This is a genomic window from Bradyrhizobium sp. UFLA01-814 (assembly GCF_046718885.1).
Classification (GTDB): domain Bacteria; phylum Pseudomonadota; class Alphaproteobacteria; order Rhizobiales; family Xanthobacteraceae; genus Bradyrhizobium; species Bradyrhizobium elkanii.
This window is the reverse complement of sequence record NZ_JAQOSR010000102.1, coordinates 1-18,931: the sequence shown is the minus strand read 5'-3', so window position 1 is coordinate 18,931 and position 18,931 is coordinate 1. Positions and strand designations below refer to the sequence as shown.

The following is an 18,931-nucleotide window of genomic DNA, read 5'->3' as shown; positions in this document are numbered from 1 at the left end:
CGCGACGGAAGCAGGGGCGGAAACCCTTTGATTCCCTTCGCTTTCGTGTCATTTATCGCGCCACCGCCGGGCCGGTCGCCGGGCCCGGTCAGTTTGTCGATCGCGGAGTACTGACATTGCGTCTGATCAGGTGCCTTGCGCTGCTCGCGCTGGGCCTCATGATGTTTGCCGCCGCGCCTGCCGCGTATGCGATCGACGCGGTCAGCGTGCGCAGCGATGCGCCGGCGATCGATTTGACGGCGGTTCTCGACCATCAGCGCAGTGAAACCGACCGCATCCAGGTCTCCACCGCCCCCGGAACCGACGGCATCGTGCGCCGCATCGAGGTTCGCGCCCGCGAAGGCGGCCAGAACTGGGTGGTGTTCGCGCTCGCCAACAACACCGACGACCAGCTCGACCGCCTGATCGTCGCGCCGCACTACCGCATCGTGTCGTCCGGCCTGTTGTGGCCCGACCTCGGCCTGTCGCGCATCGCCACCATCACGCCGTCGGTCGGCGATCGTCCCGAGCGGCAGGAGAGCCCGACCGCCGACGTGTTCCGCATCACGCTCGATCCCGGCGCCGTCGTCACCTATGTCGCGGAACTGCGCACCGACAAGCTGCCGCAGCTCTATCTGTGGGAACCCGACGCCTACAAGGACAAGGTCAACTCGTTCACGCTGTACCAGGGCATCGTGATCGGCATCTCGGGCCTGCTCGCGCTCGTGCTCACGATCTTGTTTGTGGTCAAGGGCAGCATCATGTTCCCGGCCGCCGCGGCGCTCGCCTGGGCGGTGCTGGTCTATATCGGCGTCGACTTCGGCTTCTGGGGCAAGGTGCTCGACATGTCGAACAACGCCGAGCGCGTCTGGCGCGCGGCGGGCGAGGCGATCCTCGCGGCGACACTGCTGGTGTTCCTATTTGCCTATCTGAATTTGAGTCGCTGGCACGTCCGCTACTCGCACATCACGATCGGTTGGCTGGTCTTCCTCGGCTCGCTGGTCGCGCTGGCGCTGTTCGATCCCGCGGTCGCCTCCGGCATCGCACGCATGTCGCTGGTGATGATCGCCTTCGCCGGCTTCGCGCTGATCGTCTATCTCTCGACCCACGGCTTCGACCGCGCGGTGCTGTTGATCCCGACCTGGTTCCTGCTGGTGGTCTGGGTGGTCGCGGCCGGCATGACGGTCGCAGGCTCCGTCACCAACGACATCGTCGGCCCCGCGCTGCTCGGCGGCCTGGTGCTGATCGTGATGCTGATCGGCTTTACGGTCATGCAGCACGCCTTCGCCGGCGGCGGCGCCACCACCGGCGTCGTCTCCGATGTCGAGCGCCGCGCCCTGGCGCTGACCGGCTCGGGCGACCTGATCTGGGACTGGGACGTGTCCGCCGACAAGGTGTTCACCAGCCCGGAGACCGAGGCGCTGCTCGGCCTCAAGCGCGGCACGCTGGAAGGCCCCGCCGCGAAATGGCTCGAGGTGCTGCACCCGCTCGACCAGGACCGCTTCCGCGCCGCGCTCGACAGCGTGCTCGACCAGCGCCGCGGCCGCCTGGTGCAGGATTTCCGGCTGCGCACGCCCGACGGCCATTTCATGTGGTTCGCGCTCAAGGCCCGGCCGGTGGTCGGCTCCGACGGCGAGGTCTCGCGCGTGGTCGGCACCCTCACCGACGTCACCGAGTTCAAGAACTCCGAAGAGCGGATGCTGCATGACTCCGTGCATGACAACCTGACCGGCCTGCCGAATCGCCGGCTGTTCATGGACCGCCTCGGCGCGGTGGCGAACCTCGCCAAGACCATGCCGAACCTGCGGCCGACCCTGATGGTGATCGACCTCGACCGCTTCAAGCAGGTCAACGATTCCGTCGGCATCGCGGTCGGCGATTCCATCCTGCTGACGCTGGCGCGGCGGCTGACCCGCATCCTCAAGCCGCAGGACACGCTGGCACGCATGGCCGGCGACCAGTTCGGCCTGATCCTGCTGTCGGAGCAGGACCCGGCACGGATCACCAATTTCGCCGAGACCATCCGCAAGACCATCCGCGCCCCGATCGCGTTCAACGACCGCGAGATCTTCCTGACCGCCTCGATCGGGCTTGCGCTGTCCGACCCGGCGGCGCCGCTGACCGACGAAATCATCAAGGACGCCGAGCTTGCGATGTATCATTCCAAGCGGATCGGCGGCGACCGCATCGACGTCTACAAGCCGGCGATGCGCGCGCGGAAGACCGACCGCCTGACTCTCGAAAGCGACCTGCGCCGCGCCATCGAACGGCAGGAGATCACGATCCTGTACCAGCCGATCGTGCGGCTGGAGGATCGCGCGATCGCCGGCTTCGAGGCGCTGGCGCGCTGGGACCATCCCAAGCTCGGCCGGATGTCGCCGTCGGAGTTCATCAACGTCGCCGAGGAGACCGGCCTGATCGTCGATCTCGGCATGTTCGTGATGGACCAGACCGCGCGCCAGCTCGCGGTGTGGCAGCGCGCCATGCGCGCGCGCGAGCCGATCTTCGCGTCGGTCAACGTGTCGTCGCGACAATTGCTGCGCCACGATCTGATCCACGACATCAGAACCGTGCTGTCGCGCTCCTCGGTGGCGCGCGGCACACTGAAGCTGGAGCTGACGGAATCGCTGGTCATGGAGAACCCGGAGCACGCCGCCCAGATGCTGGCGCGGATCCGCGAGCTCGGCACCGGGCTGTCGCTGGACGATTTCGGCACCGGCCACTCCTCGCTGTCCTATCTGCAGCGCTTCCCGTTCGACACCATCAAGATCGACCAGTCCTTCGTCCGCACCACGAGCCGCGGCACCCGCCCGGTGATCCTGAAATCGATCATCGCGCTGGCGCATGATCTCGGCATGGAAGTGGTCGCGGAAGGCGCCGAGACGGATTCGGATGCCGTCGAGCTCTACCAGCTCGGCTGCGAATACGCCCAGGGCTTTGCCTTCGGCGAGCCGATGGACGCCGATGCCGCGACCCGGCTCCTCACCGAGGAACGGCTGGAAGCCGCGAGCTAAGCTCGGTCAAGTAAGTTAACATCGATCTTGCAGCGGGCTCGCCGCACCTCTCCCGCTTGCGGGGGAGGTCGTATCGCATCGAAGATGCGATACGGGTGGGGGCTCTCTCCACGGAACGACTCGCGGAGAGAGCCCTCCCCCGCAAGCGTAGGGCAATCGCATATGACCCTTCGGCGGCTGCGGAGGTAACTCGGCCTCGTGGTTCGAGACGCGCCGCAAGCGGCGCTCCTCACCACGAGGGTCTACTATTTTGCCGCAAAACAAGATCCTCATCCTGAGGAGCCCGCCGAAGGTGGGCGTCTCGAAGGATGGCCGCGAGGGACGCTGCCCGACAGATTTCTTTTCATATGCGATTGCCCTGCCCGCAAGCGGGAGAGGGAGCGCACCTTCTCCGCGATGACTGTCCGACCTTACAGGATCGCGCCTTAGCGCGGCTTGGGCATGCGCTTGAACTTGACGCTCTTGCCGTCGGCCTGGCGGGTGGCGATGTAGCCGGCCTCGAGGCAGGCCTCGCGCTGCGGCATCTTCTCCTGCGGGCTGCGCAACGTCTCCCACCACGACGCCCGATGCGCGGCGCGCGGCAGCGCCGCGTCGATGATCGCCTCGATCTCCTCGAAGCTCAGCACGAATTCGGGCAGATGCTGCTTCTTCAGATAATCCCGCAATGCGTCGTAGTCGTTCACAACGTCCTCGATGACAAAAATCCGGCAACCACCCGTTAACCCATTCGGCGGCTGCTGTCGCCATTTAAGGCGACAACAACATTTCCCGATGCATGACGGCACTTTGGAGCGGGACATGCGATTTCGGCGGGGAAAGGACGCAAGGCGGCGCTGGCGGCTATCGGCAAAGCTGCTGATCGCCTCGTCGGTTGCGACCGTCCTCGGCTTCTCCGCGGTCTGCGCCGGTGTGATGTTCGACATGCGCCGCGGCGAGGAGGAACTGGCCCGCCGCACCCTGGAGAATCTGGCGTCGGGCATCGAGGCCGACATCAGCCGCAACATCGAGCTCTACGACCTGTCGCTGCGCGCGGTCGCCAGCAATCTCGAGATGCCGGAGATCCGCAACATCAGCAAGGAGCTGCGCCAGCTGATCCTGTTCGATCACGCCGCGACCGCAAAACATTTCGGCGCGATCCAGGTGTTCGACACCAAGGGCAATTTGACCATCGACGCGGCGAGCCTCGATCCGCGGCCGGAGAACCGCAGCGACGAGGAGTATTTCACGGTCCAGCGCGACAATCCCGATGCCGGCCTTTACATCAGCCGGCCGATGCTGCATCGCGGCGCCTACGCCATCGTGCTGAGCCGGCGCATCGTCGACGACGCGGGCCGCTTCCTCGGCGTCGTGGTCGGCTCGATCCGCTTCAGCTATTTCCACGATCTGTTCGGGCGGCTGAACCTCATGCCGGGCGACACCATCACCGTGCTGCGCAACGACCGCACCATCATCATGCGGACGCCGTTCGATCTCGACGTGATCGGCAAGAACCTCGCGGAGCAGCTGGACTGGAAGGCCGAGAACCTGAAAGTGGGCGACGCCTTCTCCGGCAAGGGCCCGGTCGACGACACGCCGCGGCTCTATGTCAGGCGCAGCAGCTCCGGGCCGCTTTACGTGGTGGTCGGCAAGCCGCTCGAAGCCGTCTTCAACCTCTGGCGCACCGAGGCCATTCGCATCGGCGCGATCATGGCGCTTCTGATCCTGTTCGTGCTCAGCGCAACGCTGGTCCTCGCCCGCGAGATCGTCCGCCGCGCCGACGCCGAGGACAAGCTCGAGGAGATGGCGACCACCGACGCCCTCACCGGCCTGAAGAACCGGCGCAAGTTCGACGGCGAGATCGAGCGCGAATGGCGCCGTGCCGGCCGCTACGGCCAGCCGGTTGCGCTATTGATGATCGATGCCGATCATTTCAAGGCCTACAACGACACCTATGGGCATCAGGCCGGCGACCAGGTGCTGGTCGGGATCGCGATCTGCATTTCGGATGCGGTGCGCCGCGCCGGCGATTGCCCGGCGCGCTTCGGCGGCGAGGAATTCGCGGTGCTGCTGCCCAACATGACCGCGCTCGAGGCCTTCAACCTGGCCGAGACCATCCGCCACAAGGTCCAGCAATGGTGCGCGGGCGAACTGATCACGACAGTCAGCATCGGCGTCGCCAGCATGCGGCCGACCGCGGGGCAGCAATGGTCCGATCTGATCGAGGCCGCCGACAAGGCGCTCTACGCCGCCAAGGCCAACGGCCGCAACCAGTCGGTGCTCGCAACCGTGCCGAAGATCGCACTGGTGGCGTGAGGGAGAGTTGCGCGCACTAGTGTCACGGTTCGCCGTCGTAACGAAGCCATGTCGCGCCACATCCACATCGTCGTCCCGGCGAAGGCCGGGACCCATAACCACCGCATGTGATTGTGAACGGAATTGTGGCCCCAGCGTCGCGCAACAATGAGCATTTGGGGTAATGGGTCCCGGCCTTCGCCGGGACGACACCGAGTTTGTTGCGACGTCGAGACTCACACATCGCCCTTCTGAAGGCACGGCAGCCGCGTTCACGCCAGCTCAGCCCCGCCGCTTCTTCTTTGGCTTCTTGCCGAACTTCGGCTTCGCCGACACATCCGGCCACTGCGTGCGTCCGGCGTGACTGGACTTGCCCGGATGCTTCTTTTTCTTCCCGAACCGTGGCTCGTCGCCGGATTTCGGCCTGAAGCCTTTTCCGTCCCGATCGGACCGGAACGAGTCCCTGGATTCCTTTTTTGATGCGTAGTCCTGGCGCGAACCGCTCGCGCCTTCGCTCGAAAACGCTCTGGCCTCGCGATCCGGTTTGCCGCGCCGCTTTCCCGCCCCCTCGTCGAGCGGTTTGTCGGCACGCGGCGCGCTGTATCCACCGTCGTCATTGTCGCGCCAAGGATCGTGCCTGGGCTTGCGCGCCGGCTTCTCGCGCGCCTCGCCCTGCGGCGCACCCGCCAGCGGCTCGATGCGGATGCTGTCTTCCTTGTCCGGACGCTTGATCTTGACCGCGAAGGAATCCGCGACCCGCGCGGCGATCTCGAACTCGGTGGTCGTGTCCATGATCTTGATCGCGCCGATGTCGCGCTTGTCGATGCCGCCACGGCGGCAGATCATCGGCAGCAGCCAGCGGGCTTCGGCATTCTTCCGGCGTCCGATCGCGGCGCGGAACCAGACGGTCGCCTCCTCCATGCCGTGACGCGCGGAGGACTTGCCGGTCTTCGATCGCGGTCCGGCGGCACGATCATCGCGGCGCGAGGCGCGCTCGCCGCCGCGATCGTCGCGGTCCCGGCCACGTCGCTCGCCGGGATCGAGAATGTCTTCGGGCGCCGGCAGCCGCGCGCGATAGAGCCGAGCTAGCGCTGAGGCAATCGCCTCGGGCGCGCGTTCGGCGAGCAAGGCCTGCGCCAGCGCCAGATCGTCTGAGGTCGCCTCCTCGGAGAACACCGCATCCTGCAGCAGGCGATCATGGTCGAGCTTGCGGATCTCCTCCGCCTGCGGCGCGGAGCCCCAGACCACATCGATGCCGGCGAGATCGAGCAGCAATTCGGCGCGCCGCCGCCGCGCCGGCGGCACCAGCAGGATGCTGACGCCCTTGCGGCCGGCGCGGCCGGTGCGGCCCGAGCGATGCTGCATGACCTCGGGATCTTTCGGCAAATCCGCGTGAATGACGAGATCGAGGCTCGGCAGGTCGATGCCGCGCGCCGCGACGTCGGTCGCAACGCAAACCCGCGACCGTCCGTCGCGCAACGCCTGCAGCGCCTGGGTCCGCTCGTTCTGGGTCATTTCGCCCGACAGCGCGGCGACGGAGAACCCGCGCTCGAGCAGCGCCGCCTGCAAATGCCGGACGGCCTCACGGGTGTTGCAGAACACCAGCGCGCTCGGCGCCTCATGGAAACGCAGCACGTTGACGACCGCGTGCTCGACGTCGTCGGCAGCCACCCGGATGGCGCGGTACTCGATATCGGCATGGCCGCCCTCGTCACCGGCGACCTCGATCCGGAACGCCTGCTCCTGATACTGCTTGGCGAGCGCAACGATGCCGCGCGGGAACGTCGCCGAGAACAGCAAGGTGCGGCGGGTGTCCGGCGTGGTCTCGAGGATGAATTCCATATCCTCGCGGAAACCGAGATTGAGCATTTCATCGGCCTCGTCGAGCACCACGACCTTGAGTTCCGAAATGTCGAGACGGCCGCGCCGCAAATGGTCGCACAACCGACCGGGCGTCCCGACCACGATGTGGGCGCCCTCGGCAAGCTCGCGCTGCTCGCGGCGCGGATCCATGCCGCCGACGCAGGAGACGACCCGGGCATCGGCATGCTCATAGAGCCACGCAAGCTCGCGCTGAACCTGCAAGGCGAGCTCGCGGGTCGGTGCGACGATCAGGGCCAGCGGGGCGGCAGCCGGCTCGAACCGCTCGGCGCCGTCGAGCAGGTCCTTTGCCATGGCCAAGCCGTAGGCAACGGTCTTGCCCGAGCCGGTTTGGGCCGAAACCAGGAGGTCGCGGTCGACAGCGTCGGCGGCGAGCACGGCGAGCTGGACCGGGGTCGGTTGATCGTAGTTGCGCTCGGCCAAGGCGCGGGCGAGCGGCGAACTTGTGGTCGGGAACGGCACGAGATGGGAAACCTTGATTGGTCCGGGCACAGAACGTCGAGCGGGACGACCTGGAGCTGAGTACCCGGCAGGCGGCACAGCCGCATGACGATTTGGGGTGCTTTACGCCAAGACCGACCAAATCGCCATGCCCCCGTCGCAGAAAAGCTGGCGCGGATCAGGCTGGCTGCCCGATCGGGGCCGTAGGGCCGGTCAGCGCGATGGCGGGTGACGGCTTCGCCTGACCCGCAAAACCCGTCCGCTCGGCGAGAGCCGCCGCTACTTGCCGCCTTGGCGCATTTGAGAGGTCAAGAGGGAACGACAACGGGACGAGCACCGTTGCGGGACTCCTTAGTCGCTACATCACTTCGCCTTGAGCGCCTTCTCGTGGCTCTCAAGCGCCGCGGTCATCAGCTTCGGCAATTGCGCGGCATAGACCTCGATGAAGGTGGCATCGCCGCAGGCCTCCGGATCGCGCGCGGCCTGCTCGGCGATGCGCGCGGCCCTGGCCTCGCATTTCGCGAACATGTGCCAGAACCAGTCGGCATTCTTGCCGAGTGCCGGCTTGTTCTTTTTGATGACGGCGGCGCCGACCGCGCTCATCGCGCTGACGACGCCGGCGCCCAGCGTGCTGATGGCGCGCGCGTTAAGGATATCCTCGCGCCCTTGCGCGGTGGCGTTGGTCGCGGTCGCTCGTCCCTTGGCCGGCATGCTGTGAGCTCCTTCGATCCCTGTGGCGTGCGCAGCATCGGCCGCGGAAGTTGAGGAAGGCTCAAGGGGCATGGTTGAAAACCGCTATGGATTTCATTCCGGTTTTATGCACTTCCGAACGATCGGGCCTGGAGAAGGAGTTTGCCCTCTCCTCCGCCGCGAGAATCCGTCAGGTGCCGTTACCCTTTGGCGCCGTAACGGCGGATCAGCTGATCGGCGACATCGTCGAGATCACTGCCGACGACCTGGGGCTGCGGGCCGACGCCGAGGACATCGTTGCCGGGACGCTTGATCAGCGCGGCCTCCCAGCCGGCGGAGACCGCGCCCAGCGTATCCCAGGTGTGGCAGGCGATCAGGCAGAACTCCGAGGGCTTTGCCCCGAGCTCCTTCTCGACATAGCCATAGGCCTGCCGCGACGGCTTGTGGTGCTTGACGCCGTCGGCCGAGAAGCGCCGCTCGAACAGATCGACGATGCCGCCATGGGTCAGCTGCCGGGTCTGCACCTCGAGCAGATTGTCGGTCAGCGTGAACAGGCGGAAACCCGCCGCGCGCAGCTTGCGCAGCGCGCCGGGCACTTCGCCGTGCGGCGGCATGGTGGAGAATTTCTCGGTCAGCTCCTGCTTGTCGGACTCGTTGATCCTGATGCCGCGGGTGTCGGCCAGCATCTTCATGACCGCGGCGCCGATATCGGTGAAGGGCACGTAGCACCCGGCCACCGTGAGCGAGGCCGAGTACATGATGAAGTTGGCGAACCACAGCCGCATCGCGCTCTTGTCGTGAAGATGCGCGCGAACACCGGCTCCATGGTCTCGAGGTCGAGCAGGGTTTCGTTGACGTCGAGCACAATCAAGGGAAGTGCCGCCATTTTGTTGGACTCCTGTCGTTTGGTTTTTGCTGGTCTCAGCCCCTGTCCTTCATCCGGCTGCGGTGCGCGGCCTGCTTGGCGCGGTTGCCGCAGATCGCCATGCTGCACCATCGGCGCGCACGCGCCCGCGTGTGGTCGGCAAACATCAGCGTGCAGGCCGGGCCCTCGCACGCCTTGATGTCGGAGAAGCTTTCCTCGCAGACGACCCTGGCCATCGCTTCCCCGATCGGCAGCAGCAATGTTTCGGCCGAGCGCCAGCGCCGCGTCCGCTCCAGCACGAAACCGTCATGGCCGTCATCGCCGTCCTTTTGGCGATGCGCCACGATCCGGCTGAACGCCTGATCGCTTTCCAGCAGCCGGTTCAGCGGCTCGAGCTCCTTGAGCGCCCGCGGCGTCAGCGGCCGGCCCATATGCTTGCGGACGAAGCCGCGGAACCATTCGCGCAAATCGCGGGCCTGACCGGCGGCGTTGTCGAGCTCGCCAGGCGTCGCGCGCGCCTTGAGCTCGTCGAGCACATCGGGCGGCACCAGCTGCGCCTGCGCGAGCCAGCGCAGCAGGCCGTCGCCATCGGCGATCCAGTCCACCGGCGTATCGACCGGCGTCGCGATCGAATTGATGAAATCGAGGCCCAGGCTATCGGCGATGAACATCGCGGGCGGATGGGATTGCACGGTGACGCCCTCCTGGCGGCTTCCTCAGTCGCGCAGACAGTAACCTGATAAAATGCATTTGACAAGTTACGCATCGTGAGCCATAAGCGCGATAACCTAACAAACTACATTTTAGAGGTTACGGCCAAAACCGGCCTGAGACGAGGGAGCGGACAATGTCGAACGAGAATGTCAGCGTGGTGCTTGCCCATGGCGCGTGGGCCGACGGCTCGAGCTGGGCGCGGGTGATCACGGCGCTCGACGCCGAGGGCATTACGGCGGTGGCGGCGCCGCTGCCCCTGACCTCGCTCGCCGACGACGTCGCCGCGCTGAACCGCACCCTGGACCGCGTCGCGGGCCCGGTGGTGCTGGTTGGCCATGCCTATGCCGGCGCCGTGATCGCCGGGACCCGCTCGCCGCGCGTCAAGGCGCTGGTCTATGTCGCGGCGCTGGCGCCGGATGAAGGCGAGACGGTCGCCGACGTATTCTACCGGCTGCCACCGCATCCGTTCGCGCCCAAGCTCGCGCCCGACGCGAATGGCCTGATCTGGCTGCCGGAGTCCGCCTTCGCAGCGGCCTTCGCGCAAGGCGCGCGGTCCGAGGACCTCGCGGTGCTCGCCGCGGTGCAGCGGCCGATCTCGCCGGCCTGCATCACCGTGCCGGTCGGCCGCCCGCTGTGGAAGGACGTCCCGAGCTGGTTCCTGATTGCCGAAGACGACCGGATGATCGCGCCCGAGACACAGCGCAGCATGGCGGCACGGATGCAGGCGACCGTGCGCTCACATCCCGTCGATCACACCCCGATCGTCACCGCGCCGAAGCTCGTCACCGACATCATCCGGGAGGCGGTCGAGAGCGTTACAGAGCACTGACCTCTTCCCACGATTTCGGACAGGAGAGCTGCCATGCAGGAGAAACGTCTCTCGGCCGACCGGCTCGGCGCGTTTTCCGATGCGGTGATCGCCGTCATCATCACGGTGATGGTGCTTGAACTAAAGCCACCGGAGGGCTCGCGGTTCGCCGACCTGCTGCCGCTGTGGCCGACCGCGATCAGCTACGCTGCGAGCTATCTGTTCATCGCGGTGATCTGGGTCAATCATCACCATCTGCTGCATCTGGTGCGGCAGCCGACGCCGCGGCTGATCTGGCTGAACTTCGTGCACCTGTTCGCGGTCTCGCTGCTGCCGTTTGCCACCGCATGGGTCGCGCGATCGCACATGGCGGCTGCGCCGGTGGTGGTCTATGCGGTGATCTTCCTCCTGATCGACCTCGCCTATCTCGCCTTCGAACGCGCGGTGCTGGCGCAGGCGGACCAGAGCGCGATCTCCGAGCGCGTGCGGACCTGGACCCAGCGCCGCACGCTGCTCGCGCTGCTGGTGTTCGCGGCCGGCGCCGCCATCGCCCCGTTCATGCCGCTGCTGGGCTTTGCCACCGTGTGCTGCGCCCTGCTGCTCTATCTGCGTCCCGAAGCGATCAGCGGGCTCGCGAAGCAAATCAAATCCTAAGTCCCAGAACTCACCAGCGCACGATCACAAGGAGTGACAGATGTCTCAAGTCAAATACCGCACCGCCGATGTCGACGGCTTCAACATCTTCTATCGCGAAGCCGGCTCGCCCGGCGCGCCGAAGCTGCTGCTGCTGCACGGCTTCCCGAGCGCGGGCCATATGTTCCGCGATCTGATCCCGCTGCTCGCGGACAAATTCCACATCGTGGCGCCGGATTTGCCCGGCTTCGGCCAATCGGACATGCCGCCGCACGACAAGTTCAACTACACCTTCGAGCGCATCGCCGGCGTCATCGATCGCTTCACGGAGGTGATCGGCTTCGATCGCTTCACGGTCTATGTGTTCGACTATGGCGCGCCGACCGGCTTCCGCATCGCGGTCAGGCATCCGGAGCGGATCACGGCGATCATCTCGCAGAACGGCAACGCCTATGAGGAAGGCCTCAGCGACGGCTGGACCCCGATCAAGGCCTATTGGCAGGATCCCTCGCCGGCAAACCGCGACGCGCTGCGCGCCTTCCTGACGCCGGACACCACGCGCTGGCAGTACACCCACGGCACATCGGATCCGCAAACGGTGTCGCCGGACGGACAGAACCTCGACAACTACTACATGGCGCGGCCCGGCGCGCACGACGTGCAGCTCGATCTGTTCGGCGACTACAAGAGCAATGTCGCGCTCTATCCCACCTTCCAGACGTACTTCCGCACCCACCAGCCGCCGTTCCTCGCGGTCTGGGGCAAGAACGATCCGTTCTTCCTGCCGCCGGGCGCCGAGGCCTTCAAGCGCGACAATCCGAAGGCGGTCGTCAAATTCCTCGACACCGGCCACTTCGCGCTGGAGACGCATGCCGCCGAGATCGCGCAGGTCATCCGCGAGTTCCTTAGCCGCTGACTCAAGGATGTCCGCACCCACAACTCCATCCGCGTCATTGCGAGCGAAGCGAAGCAATCCATAGCTCCGCACAACGGAAGGATGGATTGCTTCGTCGCTGTCGCTCCTCGCAATGACGAACCTCCATCTACTCAGTCGCCGAACCACCAAGGAAATGCACATGACCCAATCCGTCGCCATCGTGACCGGCGCCAGCTCCGGCATCGGACGCGCCACCGCGCTGCGGCTCGCGCGGGATTTTTCCGCCATCGTGCTCGTCGCGCGCAGCGGCGAGAGGCTACGCGAGGTCGGCAACGAGATCGAAGCCAGTAGCGGTACGCCGCTGGTGCTCGAGCTCGATCTCGCCGCGCCTGATGCCGCTGACGAAATCGTCAAGGCCACGCTGGATCGCTTCGGCCGCATCGACGCGCTGGTCAATGTCGCTGGCGCTGTGGCGGGACTCGATCTGTTCGAGATGACCGATGCGCAATGGGACGCCGGCCTCGCGCTCAAATTCCACGGCGGCAGGCGGCTGACGATCCGCGCCTGGGACGCGCTGAAAGCATCGCAAGGCGCTGTCATCTTCACCTCAGGCAATGCCGCCGTGCTGCCGCGGGCCGGCGCCGCGGCGGTGGGCACGATCAACGCCGCGATCGAGGCACTTGCAAAAGCCTTCGCCGAGCGCGGCGTCGACGACGGCGTGCAGGTGAACTGCGTGTCGCCGGGCGCCGTGATGACCGGACGCCGCCTCGCGATGCTGCAGAAGGCCGCGGCGGCAAGGCAGGTCGATGTCGACACCGCCAAGGCCGGCTTCCTGAGGCAGGCCGGCATCAGGCGGTTCGGCACTCCGGAGGAGATCGCCGACCTCGTCGGCTATGCCGTGTCGCCGCCGGCGCGCTGGATGACCGGCACCGTGCTGCGCATGGATGGCGGCGAGATCAGATCCGTCTGAAGTCGCCGCGCCTACGCGCCCGTCACGCGCCAGATCACGTTGCCGACGTCGTCGGCCACCAGCAGCGAGCCGTCGGGACCGAGCGCGACGCCGACCGGGCGGCCGTACGACACCTTCTCGTCAGGCGCGAGGAAGCCCGACAGGATGTCGCGCGCCGGCCCTGCGGGACGGCCGTTCGCGAACGGCACGAACACCACCTTGTAGCCCGACAGCGTCGAGCGATTCCACGAGCCGTGCTGGCCGATCACCATGCCGTCGGGGAATCCCGGCAGCGTGCCCTGCGGCATCCAGCACAGCCCGAGCGAGGCGGTATGGCCGCCGAGCGCGTAATCCGGCTGGATCGCCCTGGCGACCATCGCCGGATCCTGCGGCACGCGATCGTCCACGGTCTTGCCCCAGTAACAATAGGGCCAGCCGTAGAAGCCGCCGTCACGCACCGAGGTCAGATAGTCCGGCGGCGTCTCGTCACCGAGGCCGTCGCGTTCGTTGACGACGGTCCAGAGCACATTGGTGGTCGGCTCCCACGCGATGCCCACCGGATTGCGCAGGCCGCCGGCGAAGATGCGGCTGGTGCCGGCGACGAGATCGAGCTCGTAGATCGCGGCGCGGCCTTCCTCGACCGCAAAGCCGCCTTCCGCAATGTTGCTGAGCGAACCGACGCCGGCATAAAGCTTCTTGCCGTCGGCGCTCGGCAGCAGGCTGCGCGTCCAGTGCCCGTCGGGCTTGAAGCTGACGAGCTTGCGTCCCTGCGCGGTGATGCAATCGGCGCCCGCGGCATAGGGAAACGCCACCACGCCGTCGGTGTTGCCGACATAGAAGGTGTCGCCGACCAGCGCCATGCCGAATGGCTGGCTCAATCCTTCCATGAAGGCGCCTCGGCTTTCGGCGACACCGTCGCCGTCACGGTCGCGCAGCAGCGTGATGCGGTTGGCGCTGACGCCGAGCGCCGCGGCGCGCCGCATCATCGCCTGCATCGCGTAGTGGAAGACGCTGCGCGGCGTGCCAGCGATTTGCGTTGCCTCCGCGATCAGGACATCGCCGTTCGGCAGCACGTTGATCCAGCGCGGATGATCGAGCCCGGCCGCAAAGGCGTTGACCTTGAGCCCGGGCGCGGCGACCGGCTTCTGGTCCTTGTCCCAGCCCCGCGCCGTCGGCATCTTGAGCGTCGGGATCGCGCCCTGCGGCTTGGCCTGCGGGATTTGCGGCGCGCTGCCCCAGGCCGGCGCGGGCTGCGCGCCCTGCATCCGCCGCCACGCCAAGGCGCCGGCCCCGATCGCCGCGACGACGCGGGCAAAAACTCCAGACGTGCTCATGAACTTCCCCTGTATTTGCGCCGTGTTAGCGTGCCTTGTCATTCCCTTGCCGGCCGGCCGCGGCCCGCAGCAGCATTCGCATAATGCCGGCCCTGATGACAGTAGTTATACGATCTTCGCAGCCGCGCACGAATCGGGGAGACTGGCTGCACGCTCCCTTGTCAGGGCGTTTTCCTCCCTGGACCTTGCCCGCCGCAGTGGCGGGCTTCCTTTTACGAACCGCCCCGGTTTTTCGAGGCGCCGTTCGCGCATGCGCCGTTATAGCTATAGAAGCATAACGGGCCGGCGACGGATGTATCCTGCCGTGCAGAGCCCGGCCGGAGCACAAGCCCCCTTCACAATATCCTGATCCCACGCTCGCGCAGATTTGCCCTTGCGAGATGCATGGCAGATCAGGAACACCGCTCCATGGCGGTCGTTGGTCGGGACACCAGCAAGGAGAGTGTGAATGCAACGAAAGACCAAGATATTGTCCCTCGCCGCGGCGTCCCTGATCGCAACAACGGCAGGCGCGTTCGCACAAGGCTACTATCCGTACGGGAACCCTGGTCCGAGATATTACGGCGGCCCCCGCTATCAGGCCGTGCAGCCTGATGTGATGTACTCTCCGGCGGAGCCGGGCTGGTACGGTTCATTCAACGGCACCAACCATCCAACGCCGAGCTCGACCCAGGGTGACGTGGGTCCTGAAGGGAACAACAATGGTACGCTGACCGGCGTCTACAGGCGCTGGTAGCCACGCGAATTTGAGGCTCGTCGCTCAGCTTGAGCGACGGGCCTTTTTGCTGTTCCACGTTCCACGTGACGCTAGGCTTTTCTACAACGTCGAGGCCGATCACTTCACCATCGCGCCGTAGACGATGTCCTGCACATTCTCACGATAATATTTGCGCAGTTCGCCCGGCGCCGCGGTTCCCACCACAACGACAAGGCGCTCCTTCGGATCGCAGAAAAACTGCGTGCCGTAGGCGCCGTTCCAGGTGAACTCGCCGGGATTGCCCGGCACCGACGACAGCCCCTCGCCGGTCCGCACCGCGACCGACAGCCCGAAGCCGAAGCCGCCGCGATGCGGTTCGACCGCGGCGACGTTGTTCTTGATCTCGGGCCCGAGATGGTTCGACGTCATGTGATGCACCGTCTTGGGGCTGAGGATGCGCTTGCCGTCGAGCTCGCCGCCATTGAGCAGCATCTGTCCGAAGCGCAGATAGTCGCCGACGGTGGCGAACGAGCAGGCGCCGCCGCAATCGAACCTGGTCGGCGTATCGAGCAGCTTGATGGCTTGCGGCTTGCCGGTGAGCGGATCGTTCGGGAACGGACGCGCCAGCCGCGCGCGCTGTGCATCGGCCGGGTGGAACGTCGCATCCTTCATGCCGAGCGGCTTCCAGACATTGGCCGCGAGATAATCGCCGAGCCGCTGGCCGGAGACCTTCTCGACGACGGCGCCGAGCACGTCGACCGAGAAGCCATATTCGAACTCGGTGCCGGGCTGATGCACCAGAGGCAGCTGGGTGATGCGCTCGATGAAGGCCTGGGTATCGCCCTCGACCGCCGGCGCGGTGCCGTCGGGATAGAGCCGCGCCAGTGCGCTCGAGCTGTCGGGCCGGCCGCCATACATCAGGCCGGAGGTGTGGCGATAGAGATCGTGGATGAAGATCGGCTGCGCCTGCGGCTCCATCTTCAGCGAGCCGTCGGCCTGCTGCACGCCGACCTTCATGTCGGCGAACGCCGGATAGAACTCGGCGACCCTGGCCTGCAGCGGCAGCTTGCCCTGCTCCATCAGCTTTAAGCCTGCGACCGCCGCCATCGGCTTGGTCATCGACGCCAGCGCGAACACCGCGTCGATCGGCATCGGCGTGCCCTTCACCGGATCGAGCTGGCCATACGCCTTGTAATGCACGAGCTTGCCGTCGCGCGCGATCGCCACCACGGCGCCGGGCACGCGCTTGGCCGCGATCTCGCGCGCAAAGAAGTCGTCGAGCCGCGCCAGCCCCTGCTCCGAGAAACCGACCTGGTGCGCGGACGTTTCCGGGAGCGGCGCGGCGTGGGCGATGCTGACAGCAAGACTTGTGGCGGCGGCAGCCGCGGCAATGACGGTTTTTCTCATTGTTTCCTCACCGGGGACCGCGGGCGATTTGTTATGGCGTTCGTTGCCCGCAGCTCGCAGGATTAGATCACGCCGGCAAGGGCGACAAGATTTCGCGACGCGCGGCCGCGTCACGCGGGTGCATGCCTTCGCGAACGAAGAACGGCTCGACCTCGTGCTCGAACGTCTTCAGCGCCGCGCCGATCGCCTGGTGCATGTCGAGATATTTGTAGGAGCCGAGCCGGCCGCCGAAAATGACGTTCGGATGCGACGCCGTCATGGTGTGGTAGGAGGCGAGCATGGCACGGTCGGCAGCGGTGTTGATCGGATAATACGGCTCGTCGCTGCGGCCCGCGAAGCGGGAATATTCGCGATAGATCGTCGTCCGGCCTTGCGCATGCGCGCGCTCCGGATGCAGATGCCTGAACTCGTGGACGCGGGTGAACGGCACCTCGGCGTCGGCATAGTTGATGACCGCGGCGCCCTGGTAGTCGGCGACGTCGTGCACCTCGCGCGCGAAGTCGACGGTACGCCAGCCGAGATGGCCGCAGGCATAGCCGAAGAAGCGGTCGATCGGGCCGGTATAGACCACGAGCTGCCGCGGATTGATGCGATCGCCGACGTCGAAATAGTCGACGCCGAGCCGGACGTCGATCGCGGGATGATCGAGCATCCGGCGGAATATCGCGGTGTAGCCGTCGAGCGGCATGCCCTCATAGCGGTCGGCGAAGTAGCGATCGTCGAAGGTGAAGCGGACCGGCAGGCGGCCGATGATGTCGGCCGAAAGCTCGCGCGGATCGGTCTGCCACTGCTTCTGCGTATAGCCGCGGATCAAGAGATCGTAGAGCGTGCGGCCGACCGACGCGATTGCCTTGTCCTCGAGATTGCCGGTCCCCGCGGCGCCGTGCGCGGCCGCCTCCGCCGCGATCACGGCACGGGCCTCGTCCGGCGTCATGGCGCGCCCGAACGCGGCGCACACGGTCGCAAGGTTGATCGGCATCGAATAGACGCGGCCGTTCGCCACCGTGAAGACGCGGTGACGGTAGCCGGTGAACTCGGTGAAGCGGTGCAGATAACGCCAGACGGTCTCGGAATTGGTGTGGAAGATATGCGTGCCGTAGCGATGCACCTCGACGCCGCTGTCGGGATCGAGCTCTGAATAGGCGTTGCCGCCGATATGCGGACGGCGGTCGAGCACGCAGACGGAGCGGCCGAGCCTGCTCGCCACCTGCTCGGCGATCACAGCGCCGAAGAAGCCGGCCCCCACCACGACGACGTCGAAGCCATCTAGCTGCATGCGCTCTCGCCCCTCATGTCGGATCGCGACGGCGCCCGACGGAGCTTCAACGTGACGGCACGGCCGTTTCGGGCGAAATAAATCCGCCCATCAGGATAATTCCGAGCCCGGAACGGCCGGCTCGGCCGTTCAACTGACAGCATGCAAGGCGACGGAAATGCCCGCGCGAGCAGCAACCCCATCAAGCGCGGAGGTCCCATGTCCGTGATCTGCGTCCTGTACTCCAGCAACACCACCTATGATTCGCTGCGCGGCATCCTGGCGATGGCGGCCGCCGAGCTCGACCGGCTCGGGCACGAGGTCAAGATGCTCGATCTGCTGGCGCCGGATTTCTCGGCCCGGCTCAACGCCCTGCTGCCGCGGCGCGCCGAGACCATGGCGCTCGGCTTCTCCGGCATCGGGCTCGATATCCACACCAAGGACGGCAGATTGTTCTGGGACGTCGCCCAGATCCCCGTCTTCACCTGGTTCTGCGATCATCCCTGCTATTTCGCCCGGCGCCACGGACTCGAGAGCCGCTACACCGCGCATGGCTACGTGTTTCCGGACCACGCCGCATTCAACCGCGATCACCTGGGGGCCAATGGCGCTGTGTTCGCGACCCATATGGGCATTCCCGATCCCGGCTTCTTCAGCGGCCTGCCGCCCGAGAAGCGGAACGGCCGGCTGATCTTCGCCAAGTCCGGCTGGAATCCGGTGGCGCTCGAGCGCGGCTGGCGCAAGACGATGCCGCCAAAGCTGTTCGCGCTGCTGTTCGACGCGATCGCCGAGGCGCGCGGCAAGACCTGCGGCGCATTTCCGAAGATCATCGTCGACGTCGCCGAGCAGCATCTGGTCTATCTGAGGCCCGGCGGCGACCTGTTCAACGTGATCCTGACCCGGCTCGACAACTACACACGAGGCGTGCGTACCCGCGAGGTGGGCGCGGTGCTCGCCGACTATCCGGTCGACTTCATCGGCGGCGGCTGGAGCGATCTCGCCGTCAGCGGGCGTCCGGCCCGCGTGCTCGGCGCGATGACCTTCGATGCGATGCGCGAAGGCCTCGGCAGTTACCTCGCCGCGGTCTCGCTCAATCCCAATATCGATCTGTCGGTG

Annotated in this window: 16 protein-coding genes; 8 read left to right on the top strand and 8 right to left on the bottom strand. The window is 66.3% G+C overall.

Annotation, left to right across the window (positions count from 1 at the left end; translation table 11 throughout):
* Positions 1–116: 116 nt before the first annotated feature.
* Positions 117–2,993 (top strand): EAL domain-containing protein, encoded by a 2,877-nt coding sequence (locus PMN64_RS27180; RefSeq protein WP_028333677.1) that lies wholly within the window; start codon positions 117–119, stop codon positions 2,991–2,993.
* Between the two features lie 425 nt (positions 2,994–3,418).
* Here the strand turns inward: PMN64_RS27180 and PMN64_RS27175 are convergent, their stop codons facing one another.
* Positions 3,419–3,676 (bottom strand): hypothetical protein, encoded by a 258-nt coding sequence (locus PMN64_RS27175; protein WP_411782855.1) that lies wholly within the window; start codon positions 3,674–3,676, stop codon positions 3,419–3,421.
* Positions 3,677–3,791: 115 nt separating this feature from the next.
* Between PMN64_RS27175 and PMN64_RS27170 the strand changes: the two genes are divergently transcribed.
* Positions 3,792–5,285, top strand: a complete 1,494-nt coding sequence (locus PMN64_RS27170; protein ID WP_411782854.1) for a diguanylate cyclase — start codon at positions 3,792–3,794, stop codon at positions 5,283–5,285.
* A gap of 261 nt (positions 5,286–5,546) precedes the next feature.
* On the opposite strand, the gene PMN64_RS27165 is transcribed toward PMN64_RS27170, so the two are convergent.
* The 4 genes from PMN64_RS27165 to PMN64_RS27150 form a co-directional block, all read right to left on the bottom strand.
* A complete protein-coding gene (locus PMN64_RS27165) occupies positions 5,547–7,607 on the bottom strand; it encodes a DEAD/DEAH box helicase (RefSeq protein ID WP_411782866.1) in 2,061 nt (686 codons plus the stop codon).
* A gap of 342 nt (positions 7,608–7,949) precedes the next feature.
* Positions 7,950–8,297, bottom strand: a complete 348-nt coding sequence (locus PMN64_RS27160; protein WP_076827336.1) for a hypothetical protein — start codon at positions 8,295–8,297, stop codon at positions 7,950–7,952.
* 179 nt (positions 8,298–8,476) lie between these two features.
* Positions 8,477–9,061, bottom strand: coding sequence for an HAD family hydrolase (locus PMN64_RS27155; protein ID WP_411782853.1), 585 nt, complete (start codon positions 9,059–9,061; stop codon positions 8,477–8,479).
* A 136-nt stretch (positions 9,062–9,197) separates the two neighbouring features.
* Positions 9,198–9,812, bottom strand: coding sequence for a CGNR zinc finger domain-containing protein (locus tag PMN64_RS27150; RefSeq protein WP_411782865.1), 615 nt, complete (start codon positions 9,810–9,812; stop codon positions 9,198–9,200).
* Positions 9,813–9,988: 176 nt separating this feature from the next.
* Here PMN64_RS27150 and PMN64_RS27145 point away from each other — a divergent pair, with 176 nt between their 5' ends.
* The 4 genes from PMN64_RS27145 (at position 9,989) to PMN64_RS27130 (ending at position 13,143) form a co-directional block, all read left to right on the top strand.
* Entirely contained in the window at positions 9,989–10,684 is a 696-nt protein-coding gene (locus PMN64_RS27145; protein ID WP_411782852.1) for an alpha/beta fold hydrolase, read from the top strand.
* A 33-nt stretch (positions 10,685–10,717) separates the two neighbouring features.
* Positions 10,718–11,317 (top strand): TMEM175 family protein, encoded by a 600-nt coding sequence (locus PMN64_RS27140; RefSeq protein WP_411782851.1) that lies wholly within the window; start codon positions 10,718–10,720, stop codon positions 11,315–11,317.
* 40 nt (positions 11,318–11,357) lie between these two features.
* Positions 11,358–12,212: an alpha/beta fold hydrolase gene (locus PMN64_RS27135; protein ID WP_411782850.1), complete on the top strand. Its 855-nt coding sequence runs from the start codon at positions 11,358–11,360 to the stop codon at positions 12,210–12,212.
* A gap of 160 nt (positions 12,213–12,372) precedes the next feature.
* Entirely contained in the window at positions 12,373–13,143 is a 771-nt protein-coding gene (locus PMN64_RS27130) for an SDR family oxidoreductase (protein ID WP_411782849.1), read from the top strand.
* Between the two features lie 11 nt (positions 13,144–13,154).
* On the opposite strand, the gene PMN64_RS27125 is transcribed toward PMN64_RS27130, so the two are convergent.
* Complete coding sequence (locus tag PMN64_RS27125; RefSeq protein WP_411782848.1) at positions 13,155–14,456, bottom strand: PQQ-dependent sugar dehydrogenase; 1,302 nt, start codon at positions 14,454–14,456, stop codon at positions 13,155–13,157.
* 448 nt (positions 14,457–14,904) lie between these two features.
* Here PMN64_RS27125 and PMN64_RS27120 point away from each other — a divergent pair, with 448 nt between their 5' ends.
* Positions 14,905–15,192, top strand: coding sequence for a hypothetical protein (locus tag PMN64_RS27120; RefSeq protein ID WP_075969423.1), 288 nt, complete (start codon positions 14,905–14,907; stop codon positions 15,190–15,192).
* Between the two features lie 99 nt (positions 15,193–15,291).
* Here PMN64_RS27120 and PMN64_RS27115 read toward each other — a convergent pair whose 3' ends face one another.
* Both PMN64_RS27115 and glf read right to left on the bottom strand, forming a co-directional pair.
* Positions 15,292–16,560 carry a serine hydrolase domain-containing protein gene (locus tag PMN64_RS27115; protein WP_411782847.1) on the bottom strand — a complete coding sequence of 423 codons (1,269 nt, stop codon included), beginning with the start codon at positions 16,558–16,560 and terminating at the stop codon, positions 15,292–15,294.
* Between the two features lie 67 nt (positions 16,561–16,627).
* Entirely contained in the window at positions 16,628–17,836 is a 1,209-nt protein-coding gene (glf, locus tag PMN64_RS27110; RefSeq protein ID WP_411782846.1) for a UDP-galactopyranose mutase, read from the bottom strand.
* A gap of 198 nt (positions 17,837–18,034) precedes the next feature.
* Between glf and PMN64_RS27105 the strand changes: the two genes are divergently transcribed.
* Positions 18,035–18,931: hypothetical protein (locus PMN64_RS27105; RefSeq protein WP_411782845.1), on the top strand; the 897-nt coding region annotated here is incomplete at its 3' end.

Excerpts from the sequence above, each read along its gene's own strand:
- PMN64_RS27155 (WP_411782853.1), bottom strand. The coding sequence starts at position 9,061 with ATGCGGCTGTGGTTCGCCAACTTCATCATGTACTCGGCCTCGCTCACG.
- glf (WP_411782846.1), bottom strand. The coding sequence starts at position 17,836 with ATGCAGCTAGATGGCTTCGACGTCGTCGTGGTGGGGGCCGGCTTCTTC.
- PMN64_RS27120 (WP_075969423.1), top strand. The coding sequence starts at position 14,905 with ATGCAACGAAAGACCAAGATATTGTCCCTCGCCGCGGCGTCCCTGATC.
- PMN64_RS27170 (WP_411782854.1), top strand. The coding sequence starts at position 3,792 with ATGCGATTTCGGCGGGGAAAGGACGCAAGGCGGCGCTGGCGGCTATCG.
- PMN64_RS27115 (WP_411782847.1), bottom strand. The coding sequence starts at position 16,560 with ATGAGAAAAACCGTCATTGCCGCGGCTGCCGCCGCCACAAGTCTTGCT.
- PMN64_RS27130 (WP_411782849.1), top strand. The coding sequence starts at position 12,373 with ATGACCCAATCCGTCGCCATCGTGACCGGCGCCAGCTCCGGCATCGGA.
- PMN64_RS27160 (WP_076827336.1), bottom strand. The coding sequence starts at position 8,297 with ATGCCGGCCAAGGGACGAGCGACCGCGACCAACGCCACCGCGCAAGGG.
- PMN64_RS27125 (WP_411782848.1), bottom strand. The coding sequence starts at position 14,456 with ATGAGCACGTCTGGAGTTTTTGCCCGCGTCGTCGCGGCGATCGGGGCC.
- PMN64_RS27140 (WP_411782851.1), top strand. The coding sequence starts at position 10,718 with ATGCAGGAGAAACGTCTCTCGGCCGACCGGCTCGGCGCGTTTTCCGAT.
- PMN64_RS27145 (WP_411782852.1), top strand. The coding sequence starts at position 9,989 with ATGTCGAACGAGAATGTCAGCGTGGTGCTTGCCCATGGCGCGTGGGCC.
- PMN64_RS27150 (WP_411782865.1), bottom strand. The coding sequence starts at position 9,812 with ATGTTCATCGCCGATAGCCTGGGCCTCGATTTCATCAATTCGATCGCG.
- PMN64_RS27135 (WP_411782850.1), top strand. The coding sequence starts at position 11,358 with ATGTCTCAAGTCAAATACCGCACCGCCGATGTCGACGGCTTCAACATC.